Genomic DNA, 13,860 nt, shown 5'->3' on the forward strand with positions numbered 1-13,860 from the left:
TGGCAAAGAGATTCAACCGGCACCCTCAGGTGCTTGTTTTCATTCATCGCCAGGTCAGATATTTCGGCTTCCCGGCTTAACGGCAGGGATGGCGGCAAGTTCCGGCGGCAGGCGGTCGGGCGGGTAGGCCGGCACCTCATATTCGGCGAGCGCAATCAGCGGCACGCCGACATCGGTCTTGCCGGCCGAGCGGTCGATGATGCAGGCGGCCGCCACCACCTCGGCGCCGAGCTGGCGCAGGCAGTCGATGGTCTCGCGAATCGAGAGACCCGTGGTGACGATGTCCTCGACAATGACGACGCGCGATCCCTTTGCGATCTCGAAGCGACGCAGTCGGAACTCGCCCCCTTCCCGCTCGACCCAGACCGCCGGCGCGCCGAGATGGCGCGAGGTCTCGTAGGCCGGGATCAGGCCGCCGATCGCCGGGCCGACGACATAGTCGATCCTGCCCGGCACCGCCTCACGAATCTTCTCGGCCAGCGCCTTGCACAGGCGCTCGGTCTTGTCGGCATGCATGAAGACGCGCGCCTTCTGCAGGAAGATCGGGCTGCGCAGTCCGGACGTCAGGATGAAGTGCCCCTCGAGAACCGCGCCGGCCTCGCGGAAAATGCCCAGCACTTCATCGGTGTTCATTGTTCGCTCCATGCTCTTGGCGAGTGGTGAGTAATGAGTAGTGAATAGAATAGCGATGAGTGAATGGTGAATGGTAGTGATAGGCAACCTAATTCACTATTCACTATTTACTATTCACCCATTCACACGCCGTGCGTCGCTGACGCTCGAATTATCCTTGAGCTGCGACAGCAGCCGGTTGAGGTGCTTCAGGTCCCAAACCTCGAGGTCGATCAGCATCTCGGTGAAATCGGGCGCGGTGCGCACCATCGACAGCGTGTGGATGTTGGCATCGTTAGACGCGACGACCTGCGCGATGTCGGCGAGCGAGCCCGGCGCATTGATGGCTGTGACCGAGATGCGGGCCGGGAAGCGCTCCTTGGTACGCTCGTCGATGTCCCAGCGCACATCGATCCAGCGCTCGGGCTGGTCGTCGAAAGCCTGCAGGGCCGGCGACTGGATAGGATAAATGGTGATACCGGTTCCTGGCTGAATGATGCCGACGATGCGGTCGCCGGGCACCGCCCCTTCCGGCGCGAAGCGCACCGGCAGGTCGCCGCGCACGCCGCGGATGGGCACCGCACCGTCGCGCTGCTGGTCCTTGCCCTTGCGCGCGGCGCGGCCGGGCATCTGGAACAGCATGCCCGCGGCGTTGCGGATCTTGGACCAGCCTTCCTCGCGCTGCTTGGGCGCCGCGACCGTGACGCGCTCGTCCTTGTAGTCGGGGAAGACTGCTTTCATGACATCGGTCGAGGCAAGCTCGCCGCGGCCGACAGAGGCCAGCACGTCCTCTATATCCTTGCGCGCCAGGCGATGCAGAACCGGCTTCAGGCTTTCCTTGGTGAAGTTCTTGCCGGCGCGCTCGAAGGCGCGTTCGAGGATGCGGGCGCCGAGCCCGGAATATTGCTTGCGGATGGCATTCTTGGTGGCGCGGCGGATGGCGGCGCGCGCCTTGCCGGTGACGACGACCGATTCCCAGGCTGCCGGCGGCACCTGCGCCTTGGAGCGGATGATCTCGACCTCGTCGCCGTTCTTCAACTCCGTCATCAGCGGCATGATGCGGCCGTTGACCTTGGCGCCGACACAGGTGTCGCCGACATCGGTGTGGACGGCATAGGCGAAGTCGATGGGGGTGGCGCCGCGCGGCAGGGCGATCAGCATGCCCTTGGGCGTGAAGCAGAACACCTGGTCCTGGAACAGCTCGAGCTTGGTGTTTTCCAGGAAATCCTCGGGATTGTCGCCCTCGGCCAGTTGCTCGATGGTGCGGCGCAGCCAGGCATAGGCGTTGGTCTCCTTGGAGATCGCGTGCGCTGCGCCGTTCGGCTTGCCGCCGCTGTCCTTGTAGATCGAATGCGCGGCAACGCCGTATTCGGCGATCTTGTTCATCTCGCGGGTGCGGATCTGCAGTTCGACGCGCTGGCGCGAGGGGCCGACAATGGTGGTGTGGATCGAGCGGTAGTCATTCTGCTTCGGCGTCGAGATGTAATCCTTGAAGCGCCCGGGCACCATCGACCAGGTGGTGTGGATGGCACCAAGCGCGCGGTAGCAGTCCTCGACGGTGTCGACGACCACACGGAAGCCGAAGATGTCGGAGAGCTGCTCGAAGGAGAGCGCCTTGGCCTCCATCTTGCGGAACACTGACCACGGCTTTTTCTGCCGGCTCTTGACGCCGGCTTTGATCGCGTGTTTTTCGAACAGGCCGGACAGCGCCTTCTCGATCTCGTCCAGCACCCCCTTGTTGCGCTCGAAGATCTCGGCGAGCCGCGCGGTGACGGCGCGATAGGCTTCCGGATTGATGTAGCGGAAGGCGATCTCCTCAAGTTCCTCGCGCATGCCTTGCATGCCCATGCGGCCGGCGAGCGGCGCATAGATGTCCATCGTCTCCTCGGCGATGCGCAGGCGCTTGGACTCGGGCATATGGTCGAGCGTGCGCATGTTGTGCAGGCGATCGGCGAGCTTGACCAGCAGAACGCGAATATCCTCGGAGATCGCCAGCAGCAGCTTGCGCAGGTTCTCCGCCTGCTCGGCCTTCTTGGAGACGAGGTCGAGCTTCTTCAGCTTGGTCAGTCCCTCGACCAGCTTGCCCATCTCGGGGCCGAACAATTCATCGATCTCGGCCCTAGTGGCGGTCGTGTCCTCGATCGTGTCGTGCAGCAGGGCAACGGCGATGGTCGCCTCATCCATATGCATCTCGGTGAGGATGGCCGCCACTTCCAGCGGATGCGAGAAATAGGGATCGCCCGAGGCGCGCTTCTGGTGGCCATGCTTTTGCATGGCGTAGACATAGGCCTTGTTGAGCAGCGCCTCGTTGACGTCAGGCTTGTAGCGCTGCACGCGCTCGACAAGCTCATACTGACGCATCATGGGCGAAATCTCGCGGTGATGAAATGATTGATGCGCCGCACCGGCGTGCGACGCATCCCATAGATAGCCACGAAACTGACGATACGGAAGTCCCGGATGCTTGATCCAGGCCCGTGTCCAAGAGCTTAGTAGTCGTCGCTCTTTTCCGGCGGCACCAGACCCTCGATGCCGGCGAGCAGGTCTTCCTCGCTCATGCGGTCGAAGGCGATGTTCTCTTCGGCATCGTCGGTGTCGGCACCAGCGGTGGCAGCGCCGGTCTGGTCGGCGATGGCCTCGCCCTCGGCCTCCGGCTCGTCGACCTCCACATGCTTCTGCAGCGAGTGGATCAGGTCTTCCTTGAGGTCGTCCGGCGACAGCGTCTCGTCGGCGATCTCGCGCAGCGCAATGACCGGATTCTTGTCATTGTCGCGAGGAACGGTGATCTGCGCGCCCTGGCTGATCTGGCGGGCACGGTGGCCGGCGAGCAGCACGAGCTCGAAACGGTTGTCGACCTTGTCGATGCAATCTTCAACGGTTACGCGGGCCATGGACTGCCCCTTTCATGCGTGGATTTGATGGAAAACTGGCGGGCTCCATAACAAGGACGCCGCCGAAATACAAGCTTTATGGCGGGCACCGCCGAAGCACGAGCCCCTGCCCGGCTCAATATCGGACTTCGCCTTGCTTACCTGGTGCCGATCACAATTGCTTGCAATGCGCGCCCTGCCCTTGGATATCCATAAATCTGGCGTTATCTCGAAAGGGGCGGGAAGAGGGACCATTATCGGGCCTACCCGTCACGTCCTTTTAGACGACAGAAATTTTTGAAAAGGGATATTTTTCAATGTTCGATCCCCGTGAAAAGATCGCTCTTTTCATCGACGGCGCCAACCTCTACGCCACCTCGCGGGCGCTGGGCTTCGACATAGACTACCGCAAGCTTCTGTCGAGCTTTCAGAAACGCGGCTACCTGCTCAGGGCCTATTACTACACCGCGCTGGTCGAGGATCAGGAATATTCCTCGATCCGGCCGCTGATCGACTGGCTGGACTATAACGGCTTCAAGGTGGTGACCAAGCCAGCCAAGGAGTTCACCGACTCGACCGGCCGGCGCAAGATCAAGGGCAACATGGACATCGAGCTCACCGTCGATGCGCTGGAGCTTGCCGATGTCGTCGACCACTATGTCATCTTCTCCGGCGACGGCGACTTCCGCACGTTGGTCGAGGCGCTGCAGCGGCGTGGCCGCAAGGTTTCGATCATCTCGACCATGGCCTCGCAGCCGCCGATGATCTCCGACGACTTGCGCCGCCAGGCCGACCACTTCATCGACCTCATGACGCTGAAGAACGAAGTCGGCCGCGATCCATCGGAACGGCCGGTCCGCCGGCCTGAGCCTGCTGAAGCCGACGAGGACGATTATTGAGCGCGGCAGCCTTGAGCGCCGCGCCCTCCCCCGAGCCTGACCGCGATTGTCCGCTTTGCCCGCGGCTGCACGACTTCATCGCCGCCTGGCGCCAGCGCGAGCCGGGCTGGTTCAATGCACCGGTGCCGACCTTCCTGCCGCCGGAGGGCGAGGACTCGGTCAGGCTCCTCATCGTCGGGCTGGCGCCCGGCCTGCGCGGCGCCAACCGCACCGGGCGTCCCTTCACCGGCGACTATGCCGGCGACCTGCTCTACGCAACTTTGATCGCCCAAGGGTTGGCGCGCGGGGAATTCAAGGCCAGGCCCGATGACGGGCTGGAGCTCGTCGGCACCGCGATCACCAATGCGGTGCGATGCGTGCCGCCGGAAAACAAGCCGGTGGGCGCCGAGATCGCCACCTGCCGCACCTTCCTCAAACCGACGATCGCGCGCTTTGCCAACCTGCGGGCCATCCTGACGCTGGGCTCGATCGCGCATCAATCGACGGTGCGGGCGCTGGGCGGGCGAGTCGCCACCCTTCCGTTCCGCCACGGCGGACGCCAGCAGGCCGGCGGCATCACGCTGTTCTCCAGCTATCACTGCTCGCGCTACAACACCAACACCGGTGTCCTGACGGAAGCGATGTTCGTCGATGTCTTCAAGGAGATAGCAGCCTTCCTGAAGAGCTAGGGTCCGGCGCCGCGGCAAACAACTCCGACAGCCTCGCCGGCCCGCCCTTCAGCACATTCAGGTCCACGTCGCCGTCGATGCCGTCGACACGGCCTGTGTCGAGATATTGCCAATAGACCCAGTCGTCGTCGTTCAGCGGCCCCCGCACAGAGCGCAGCCAGCGCTGGCGAACCGCGATATGAGCGGCATAGGTCGGTGCCGTCTCATCGGTAATATAGAGAATGGCCGGCTTGCCGTAAGCCGCCTCGACCGGGCCAAGGAATGCCAGCAGTTCGGCGTTCAGCTCGGCGGGCGAAGGGCGTCGCGGACAATTGCCGTGGAACTCGATGTCGACTACCGGCGGCAAGAGCTGCTCGCCGCGCGGCACGACCGAGATGAAATTCCTGGCCTGGTCGGCACCCGGGCGGCAGAAGGTGAAGAAATGATAGGCGCCCACAGCGAGGCCCGCCGCGCGGGCCTGGCGTAAATTCTCAGCAAAGGCATCATCGACATAATCACCACCTTCCGTCGCCTTAATGATGGCGAAAACGACATCGTCGGCCGCGACGCGCGGCCAGTCGATCCTGCCCTGGTGATGCGAAACATCGATGCCCCTTAAGGGGAATTTGCCGCGATCCGGCGGGAAAGCACGGTGCCGGAAGAAGCCCTCTGCCCATGTGGCAAGCGCCAGAAAGACGAAAGCCAGGGCCAGGGCAATCAAGCCGTTCCTCAAGCCTTGGCTCCCTGCTCGCCTTGCCCGCATATCGAAGGTGGCTTTATCCGCGCTCCTTAAGGAGCCGTCCCTTCTCGCGCGACCAGTCGCGCTGCTTTTCGGTCTCGCGCTTGTCGTGCAGCTTCTTGCCGCGGGCGATGGCGAGCAGGAGCTTGGCGCGGCCGCGATCGTTGAAATAGATTTTCAGCGGCACCAGCGTCATGCCTTCGCGCTCCACGCTCTGGGCAAGTTTGGCCATCTCGCGCTTGCTGACGAGCAGCTTACGGCGCCGGCGCGGCTCATGGTTGAAGCGGTTGGCCTGCAGATATTCCGGCAGATAGGAATTGATCAGCCAGATCTCGCCGCCTTCGGCGGAGGCATAGCTTTCCTGGATGTTCGCCTGGCCCTGGCGCAGCGACTTGACCTCGGTGCCGGTCAGCACCAAGCCGGTCTCGATCGTGTCGAGCACCTCGTAGGAAAAGCGCGCCTTGCGGTTTTCGGCGACCGTCCTGTTGTTGGGGTCGGCTTTCTTGACTTGATTCATAATGCGGAGAGGTGGCGCCTCATCCCTAATTAATCAAGCCGGCGTGCTTCAGCGCCGCGTCGAGCTTCTCGGCGGTCGAAGCTTCGACCGTCACCAGCGGCGAGCGGACCACGTTCTCGACCTTGCCCAGCTTCGACAGGGCGTATTTGGCGCCGGATACGCCGGGCTCCACGAAAATTGCTTTATGCAGCGGCAGGAGACGATCCTGCAGTTCTAGCGCCTTGGCGCTGTCGCCGGAGAGCGTGGCTTCCTGGAACTCGGCGCAAAGGCGCGGCGCGACATTCGACGTCACCGAGATGCAGCCGACGCCGCCATGCGCGTTGAAGCCGAGCGCGGACGCATCCTCACCGGAAAGCTGGATGAAATCCTTGCCGCAGGTCATGCGCTGTTCCGAGACACGCTCGACCTTGCCGGTCGCATCCTTGACGCCGGCGATGTTCTTGAAGTCGTGGCGCAGCCTGCCCATCGTCTCCGGCGTTATGTCGATCACCGAGCGCGGCGGGATGTTGTAGATGATGATCGGCAGCTTGGTTGCCCTGGCAACGGCTGCGAAATGCTCGTAGAGGCCGCGCTGGGTCGGCTTGTTGTAGTAAGGCGTGACGACCAGGGCTGCATCGGCGCCGGCCTTTTCGGCATACTGCACCAGGCCGACGGCTTCTTCGGTGTTGTTGGAGCCGGCACCGGCCACAACTGGAACCCTGCCCCTGGCGACCTCGATGCAGACCTTGACGACATTGCGGTGCTCGTCATGCGACAGCGTCGGCGACTCGCCGGTGGTGCCGACGGGCACGAGGCCCTTGGTGCCCTCGGCGATCTGCCATTCGACAAACGCGCGAAAGGCTTTCTCGTCGAAACGCCCGCTCTTTTCGAACGGTGTCACGAGCGCAGTCAGCGAGCCTCTCAGCATATTGTCCAAACTCCTTGGGACTTTGTTGGTCTAAGCATGTCGCTCTCCCAAAGCCGGGTGCCCACTTTGGGCGACATGCATCAGCGTTTTGTCGATGCGTTAATTTCGACGCCTTCTAATCGAAAGCGAAGCCGCGCACCATAGTCTCGACACGGTTCAGCGGCAAGCATTGCTGTAGTGCCAGCAAGCGTAATTCGAACGGCCTCGATAACCTTTTGTTTACGAGCCTTTCACGACCTAAGTTTAGGCTCCGGGTCGGCCTCGAAGGCCCTGCCTGCTGACAATGTGCCGGGGTGGAACATGCCGACAAATCGGCCTCATCTGTTCGCGCTTTTGAGCGCGGCCGTCGCGCTGATACCGGGTATGGCGATCGGCGGCAGCGTCGACGTGCGTGTGACGGCGGCGATTGCCGCGCCGGGCTCGCCGTCGGCCGCGGACCAGGCGCAGCAGCCTCAGCCCCCGGCCAGCATCGCGCAATTGAAGAGCGGTCTCGACGCGCTCGCGGTGAACAACATCGCCGCGGCGCGCAATGCTCGCGACACGCTGCCCGCCACCTCGCTCGACCGGCACATTCTGGCCTGGGCGATCGCGCTCTATGGCGGCGACCAGGTGCCGAGCGGCGAAATCGCCGATGCCGCCAAGATGCTGCCTGGATGGCCGGGCACGATCGCGCTGCGCAGGAACAGCGAGCGCGCGCTCTATCGCGAGAACCCGCCGCCGCAAGTGGTGGTGCGGGCCTTCGGCCGCAGCCAGCCGCTGACGCCGGAAGGCGTGATCATCCTTGCCCGCTCGCAGGTGGCGCTGGGCGATCAAGCGGCGGCGCGCGCGGTGCTGGTGCCCTTCTGGCGCACGGAGAAGCTGGATGCCCAGGACGAAACTTCCATCATCAAGGAATTCGGCACGCTGATCCCTGCGGCCGATCATCGCTATCGCATGGAGCGCATGTTCTATGCCGACCGGCCGTCCTCGGCGCTGCGCGTCGCCGGCATTGCCGGCGCCCAGCAACTGGCGGATGCCTGGGTGGCGGTCGATAAAGGCGAAAAAAACGCGGCGAAACTGTTGAAGGCGGTGCCGGCGGCGCAGCGTTCGGCCGGCTATTTCTTCGCCGAGGCAGAATATCTGCGCAAGCAGCAAAAACTTGCCGATGCCGCGGCAGTCGTGATGAAGGCGCCGACCAATCGCGACGCGCTGGTCGATCCCGATGCCTGGTGGGTGGAGCGGCGCGTTCTTTCGCGCGAGCTGGTCGATCAGGGCGACATAAAGACCGCCTACAAGATTGCCTCCATGCATGCGGCCGAAAGCGCGGCCAGCGCCGCGGAAGCCGAGTTCCATGCCGGCTGGTATGCATTGCGCGGTCTCAACGACCCGGCAGCAGCCGCCTCGCATTTTTCACGCATCGCCGAGCTCGCCCAGGGACCGGTGTCGCTGTCGCGCGCCTATTACTGGCTTGGCCGCGCCGCGGAAGTCGGCGGCCCGGGCAGCGCCAAGGACTATTTCACCCGGGCAGCCAGCTACGGCACCACCTTCTACGGCCAGCTTGCCGGCGAGCGTGTGGGCCTCAGAACCTTGAGCATCGTCCATCCCACTCCCAGCGCGGCCGACCGCCAAAGCTTCGAGGGCCGCGAGGCGGTGAAAGCGATCAAGCGGCTGCAGGAGGCAGGGTATGACCGCTATGCCGAGACGCTCTACCGCGACCTCGCGGGGCAGCTGACCAGCCCCGGCGAGCTTGCGCTGCTGGCGGGGCTTGCCGAAAAACAGGGCAACCATTTCATGGCGCTGAAGGTCGGCAAGATCGCCGCCCAGCGCGGCATCGATGTGGGTGCGCTTTCGCATCCGTTGGGTGTCATTCCCGATTCGGCCGATATCTCCGGCTCCGGCAAGGCGCTGGCCTATGCCATCGCCCGCCAGGAGAGCGAGTTCAATGTCGCGGCGATTTCCAGCGCGGGCGCGCGCGGCCTCTTGCAGTTGATGCCGGGTACCGCCAAGCAACTGGCGAAGAAGGCCGGCATGACCTTCTCGCAAACGCGGCTGACGACCGATGCCGGTTACAACGCGACGCTGGGGTCAGCTTTTCTCGGCGAGCAGCTCGACCGCTTCAACGGCTCCTATGTGCTGACCTTCGCGGGGTACAATGCCGGCCCAAACCGCGCCGCCCAGTGGGTGGCGAAATACGGTGATCCGCGCGGCAAGGACGTGGACGCCGTCGTCGACTGGGTCGAGCGGATCCCCTACACGGAAACAAGAAGTTACGTGCAACGCGTGATGGAGAATTATGAAGTCTACAAGATGCGTATTTCCGGCAAATACGACATCGTCGGGGATCTGGTGAACGGGCGGAGTTGATCGCCGTGGGGCGTATACAAGCCTCAGGTTGGTGATCCTTCGCGCCCCTCTGTCCTGCCGGACACCTCCCGCACTTGGAGATTGGCAGTTTCGCTGCCGGCTCGTTCATGCCGCTTTGGCGATGGGTAAAAGCTTAGATGACAGTCAATCACCTTGCGGGGAGATGTCCGACAGAACAGAGGAGATGCTGTCCCGCCAGCGTGGCAAGGTTGTGTAACGTGCCTTCCCATCATTTGACCGCGGCCGCCCTCGCCTGTAGCTGTCGGTCACCTCAGCGAGGAGCAGCATCCCGATGGCGAGCGACGGTTTCTCCGACTTCTTCTATGCCGCACCCGATGGGCTGAAACTGCATGCCCGCATTTATGGCGAGGCGAACGGTGGCTGGCCGATCGTTTGCCTGCCCGGCCTCACCCGCAATGCGCGCGACTTCCATGAGCTCGCGCTTTACCTCTCCGGCAAGGCGAAGACGCCGCGCAAGATCGTCGCTTTCGACTATCGCGGCCGTGGCCGATCCGACTACGATCCCGACATCAGCCACTACACTGTCGGCGTCGAAGCCGGCGACGTGCTCGCTGGCTTGTCGGCGCTGGGTATCGAAGAGGCTGGCTTCATCGGCACCTCGCGCGGCGGACTGATCATCCATGTGCTCGGCGCGCTGAAGCCGGCCGCCTTGAAAGCCATTGTCCTCAACGATATTGGCCCGGTGATCGAGGCGGAAGGTCTGGCCCATATCCGCTCATATCTCGATCGCGCGCCGAGGCCGAAGACATTCGCCGAGGCGGTCGACACGCAGCGGCGCGTGCATGGTGCCGGCTTCCCTGCGCTCACCGATGCCGACTGGGCGCGTATGGTTGGCGCCATCTGCCGCGACACGGATGCCGGGCTGGTGCCCGATTTCGATCCTGCCCTGGTCGAGACCCTGGCCAATGTCGACTTCAGCAAGCCACTGCCGGATCTTTGGCCACAGTTCAACGCGCTTGCCGCCGTGCCGTTGCTCGCCATACGCGGCGGCAATTCGACGCTTCTCTCCACCGCGACGATCGAGGAGATGGCAAAGCGTCATCCCGGCATGGAGACGATCACGGTGGAAGGCCAGGGACACGCGCCCTTGCTGGAAACCGGCAACCTGCCGAAGAAGATTGCGGATTTCCTCGATCGCGCCGAAGTCAAGTCCACGTAAAGTAAAGCCCGAGACTAACTCCGCCCCGGGCCTGTTTTTGAAATATAGATTCCCGGCGCGTGTCGTGCCGCCTATTTGCCCTTCGAGCTCTTGCGGCCTGCCTTCGCCGGCTCCGAGCCGCTCTCCTTGCGGGCGGCTTTGGTCGGTGACGGCGTGGTCAACGGAGACGCAAACACCGAGTTCTCTGCGGGCCGCGGCGCCTCTTCGGCACGCGGCTTCTCCAGCACCACGACGCAGCCATCGAGGTCGTTGGTGGCGAGGTGTGCATACCGCATGGTCATCGAAAGCGTCTGGTGACCGAGCCACATTTGCACGCGCCGGATATCGATGCCGCCCTGGACGAGTCGCGAAGCGCAGGTGTGGCGCAGGATATGCGGCACCACCTGCTCATCGGCACCAAGACCGACTTCGGCCTTCGCCTCGTTCCAGATGGCGCGGTACTGTGCCTGGGTAAGCTTGGTGAACGGCCCCTTCGGCCGGCGGCCTTCGGTGGTCGGCGGCAGCTTGATCACCTCCTTGACCCGTTCGGTCATCGGGATGGTGCGGCTGCGGCCCGACTTTGTAATCCAGAAGCTGACGCGGTGTTCCTGGATGTCGTTCCAGATCAGGCCGAGCGCCTCGCCGAGACGGCAGCCGGTGTCGACCAGGAAGACGGAAAGTCTGTAAGCATCCTCGCTGCGGCTCTTGATGGCGGCGAACAGCCTTGTCTCTTCGTCCCTTTCGAGGAAACGAATCCGTCCCGCCCGCTCCTTCTGGCGGCGGAACTCGGGCAGGCTGTGGATATCTCCCATCTTATGAGCCTTGCGCAGCAGCTTGCTGAGTGCAGCCATCTTGCGATTGATGGTTGCGTTGCTGTTCCCGCGCTGGCGCAAGGTACCGATAAGATTGTCCAGGGTGTTCTGGTCAAAGGTGCTGAAACGCTCTCCCAGAAGGATCTCGTCTATTTCACCAATGAATGAGCTGACATTGTATTTATGCCGCCCATCATCCCAGAGTATATCCCGGTATGCTGTAAAGAGCTCACTGACCCTGTACGATTTTACTTCCCGGATCTTGTTATAGGTGTACCTAAACTTCGAATTCTGAGAAGAAAATACCGCAAAATGACCAGAGGGCTCCCCCTCTTGAATCGCTTCGTTCGACATTTTTAGCCACACCCCCTGTGGTTAAGGGACCAGCCCTAACCGCTCGGGAGCATCCTTTCAAGAGTTTTCGAGTCTGGCCTCCGACCCCATCCGCCACGGCGGATCCCACAAAGTCGCTCTACAGACCCGATCAGCTTACCGTATCACCCCCATCCTTTCGTTGCGTTGATCCATCGCGAAAAGCAAGACGGCCCGGGCATAGAGATGCCCGGGCCGGATTTCATGTTGTTGCAGTCCAGCCCTTAGAAGGAGCGCTGGAAGCGGAGGATACCGCCGACGCTGTTCTTCTTGTCAGCGTTGGTCCAGTTACCATAAATGGTCGGGGTATCGAAGTTCCCATAATGGTTCCAGTCAACTTCGGCCGTGACCGTGAAGCCGGGGACAACGTCGTAGGCAACGTTTGCCGCAACGCCGTAATTCTTGTCGTCGTCACCCGACACCTGGAGGTTGAACGAGGTCTTCTCGTTGAACTTATAGGTGCCGCCAGCCCACCAAGCCCAGTTACCGCCCCAGATCTTGTAGAAACCGCGACCATTAGCGTCGATGAAATTATCATCGTTGAGCTTGCCGTCGTTGCCATAGCCAAACATGCCGAACAGCGAGATCTGGTCATTGACGTTGACGTCCAAGCGAACCTTGCCGGTCACCTGTTCGTAATTGCTGTCATAAGCCAAAACACCGGTGACGGCGCCCCAGCCCTGCGTCCACTTCACACCGCCGACGACATGCGGAACATAGCTGTCGATGGTGTAAACGTCGCCGTAGCCCTCTTCGAGAGAGACCACAGCCGAGAAGCCGTTGCCGGCGTCGAAATAGTACTGCACGACGTTGGTGTCGAAGCCACCGTAAGGAACGATCGTGTCCTGGATGACGTTGCCGGCATAGCCGATGAACGTATCGAAGGCCGATTCGTCCTTACCGACGCGGAGACCGCCGAGCTGGATCCAGGCGAAGTTCAGCGACACGTCTTTGTTGCCAGCCGGATTGGTGGTGGTGACGAGGCCATCCCTGCCGCTACCATTGCCGAAGTTGAAGCGGGTCTCGGTGTAGGTCTTCAGGGTACCGAGCTCGGTTTCCTGGCCGGTCCAGGTCTTCAGCGTAAAGCGAGCATTTTTCTTCCACGTGCCGTTCTCGTCGCCATCGATCTTGTCGAGAGCCTTGGCACCATCGAACGAGCCAACATCGCCGAAGCCAATGTCGTATCGAACATAGCCGCCGATGCGCAGGCAGGTTTCGGTGCCGGGGATATAGAAGTAGCCCGAACCGTACACGTCGCAGATCTTGACGTATTCAGCCGGTTCCGGCTCGGCGACGGTCACCGCGTCGGCGGCGCGAGCACCGGAAACTGCGATCAGGGCCGCAGCTGAGCCGAGAAGAAGGCTCTTGATGTTCATTTTCTGACCTCCAGTCAAAAGTTAAAAAACGGGTCTGGGTATTTTTTGCTGAAGGACAGCGTTCCCTGCCCCATCCCCACTTACCGAAAAAGATGCGCACCGCGCCGCTCCTTCGAACGTGACCTTTACCCAGGCGGCGGCGGCGTTCAACCATGATCGTATCGGCAGAAGCCCAGTCCGGACGCTATCCCCGAACGTTGTTGCACAAATGACACGATTTGGCCTCACTCCGAAAGTTCTCATTAACCATTAAGGCCTTGCGGCCGGTCGAATCCGGCGATGAGCGGCCGAAATTGCGGCGCCAGCGTGCGAGTCGCCGGGCAGGGAATCGCCATGGAATCGCCGCATGGGAACACTCATCCTGCTGCCCCGCGCGGAATTTTCAGTGATTACGGCGCGGGAATGTTGATTGTGCCGATGCTTTTCTTTATCCAGCGGCGCGACGGAGAGGTGGCCGAGTGGTCGAAGGCGCTCCCCTGCTAAGGGAGTAGAGGTCAAAAGCTTCTCGTGGGTTCGAATCCCATCCTCTCCGCCATCCTGCTTCGCGCTGCGCGCTTCGCAGGACAAGCCCTACAGTCTCGTGCGAAGCAGGATGGCGGAGAGGATG

General features: G+C 62.3%; 12 protein-coding genes and 1 tRNA gene. 5 read left to right on the forward strand and 8 right to left on the reverse strand.

The annotated features are described in order from the left end of the window. Window positions 1-54: 54 nt before the first annotated feature. The 3 genes from pyrE to rpoZ all read right to left on the reverse strand — a co-directional run bounded on the left by pyrE (window position 55) and on the right by rpoZ (window position 3,503). Entirely contained in the window at window positions 55-633 is a 579-nt protein-coding gene (gene pyrE / locus P9230_RS13380) for an orotate phosphoribosyltransferase (RefSeq protein ID WP_095823682.1), read from the reverse strand. Window positions 634-747: 114 nt separating this feature from the next. Beyond that, window positions 748-2,976, reverse strand: coding sequence for a bifunctional (p)ppGpp synthetase/guanosine-3',5'-bis(diphosphate) 3'-pyrophosphohydrolase (locus tag P9230_RS13385; protein ID WP_066997471.1), 2,229 nt, complete (start codon window positions 2,974-2,976; stop codon window positions 748-750). Between the two features lie 125 nt (window positions 2,977-3,101). Then, window positions 3,102-3,503, reverse strand: a complete 402-nt coding sequence (rpoZ, locus tag P9230_RS13390; protein WP_067321093.1) for a DNA-directed RNA polymerase subunit omega — start codon at window positions 3,501-3,503, stop codon at window positions 3,102-3,104. A 296-nt stretch (window positions 3,504-3,799) separates the two neighbouring features. Between rpoZ and P9230_RS13395 the strand changes: the two genes are divergently transcribed. Further along, window positions 3,800-4,381, forward strand: a complete 582-nt coding sequence (locus P9230_RS13395; RefSeq protein WP_066997475.1) for an NYN domain-containing protein — start codon at window positions 3,800-3,802, stop codon at window positions 4,379-4,381. Continuing rightward, window positions 4,378-5,049: a uracil-DNA glycosylase gene (locus P9230_RS13400; protein WP_164747319.1), complete on the forward strand. Its 672-nt coding sequence runs from the start codon at window positions 4,378-4,380 to the stop codon at window positions 5,047-5,049. Before P9230_RS13395 ends, P9230_RS13400 begins: the two co-directional genes overlap by 4 nt. Here P9230_RS13400 and P9230_RS13405 read toward each other — a convergent pair. The 3 genes from P9230_RS13405 to dapA all read right to left on the reverse strand — a co-directional run bounded on the left by P9230_RS13405 (window position 5,018) and on the right by dapA (window position 7,191). Continuing rightward, complete coding sequence (locus P9230_RS13405) at window positions 5,018-5,719, reverse strand: glycoside hydrolase family 25 protein (protein ID WP_245322309.1); 702 nt, start codon at window positions 5,717-5,719, stop codon at window positions 5,018-5,020. The genes P9230_RS13400 and P9230_RS13405 overlap by 32 nt on opposite strands. 85 nt (window positions 5,720-5,804) lie before the next feature. After that, a complete protein-coding gene (smpB, locus tag P9230_RS13410) occupies window positions 5,805-6,284 on the reverse strand; it encodes an SsrA-binding protein SmpB (RefSeq protein WP_067321086.1) in 480 nt (159 codons plus the stop codon). A 25-nt stretch (window positions 6,285-6,309) separates the two neighbouring features. Next, complete coding sequence (gene dapA, locus P9230_RS13415) at window positions 6,310-7,191, reverse strand: 4-hydroxy-tetrahydrodipicolinate synthase (protein ID WP_278119410.1); 882 nt, start codon at window positions 7,189-7,191, stop codon at window positions 6,310-6,312. 300 nt (window positions 7,192-7,491) lie between these two features. Here dapA and P9230_RS13420 point away from each other — a divergent pair, with 300 nt between their 5' ends. Beyond that, window positions 7,492-9,534, forward strand: coding sequence for a lytic transglycosylase domain-containing protein (locus P9230_RS13420; protein ID WP_095800126.1), 2,043 nt, complete (start codon window positions 7,492-7,494; stop codon window positions 9,532-9,534). Window positions 9,535-9,826: 292 nt separating this feature from the next. Next, window positions 9,827-10,714 (forward strand): alpha/beta hydrolase, encoded by an 888-nt coding sequence (locus P9230_RS13425; protein ID WP_278119412.1) that lies wholly within the window; start codon window positions 9,827-9,829, stop codon window positions 10,712-10,714. Window positions 10,715-10,785: 71 nt separating this feature from the next. Here P9230_RS13425 and P9230_RS13430 read toward each other — a convergent pair whose 3' ends face one another. After that, entirely contained in the window at window positions 10,786-11,859 is a 1,074-nt protein-coding gene (locus P9230_RS13430; protein WP_278119414.1) for a site-specific integrase, read from the reverse strand. Between the two features lie 242 nt (window positions 11,860-12,101). Further along, window positions 12,102-13,253, reverse strand: a complete 1,152-nt coding sequence (locus P9230_RS13435) for a porin (protein WP_095777863.1) — start codon at window positions 13,251-13,253, stop codon at window positions 12,102-12,104. A gap of 444 nt (window positions 13,254-13,697) precedes the next feature. Between P9230_RS13435 and P9230_RS13440 the strand changes: the two genes are divergently transcribed. Beyond that, window positions 13,698-13,788, forward strand: a tRNA-Ser gene (locus P9230_RS13440). The last annotated feature ends 72 nt before the right edge of the window (window positions 13,789-13,860 follow it).

This window comes from Mesorhizobium sp. WSM4887, assembly GCF_029625865.1.
Taxonomy (GTDB): Bacteria; Pseudomonadota; Alphaproteobacteria; order Rhizobiales; family Rhizobiaceae; genus Mesorhizobium.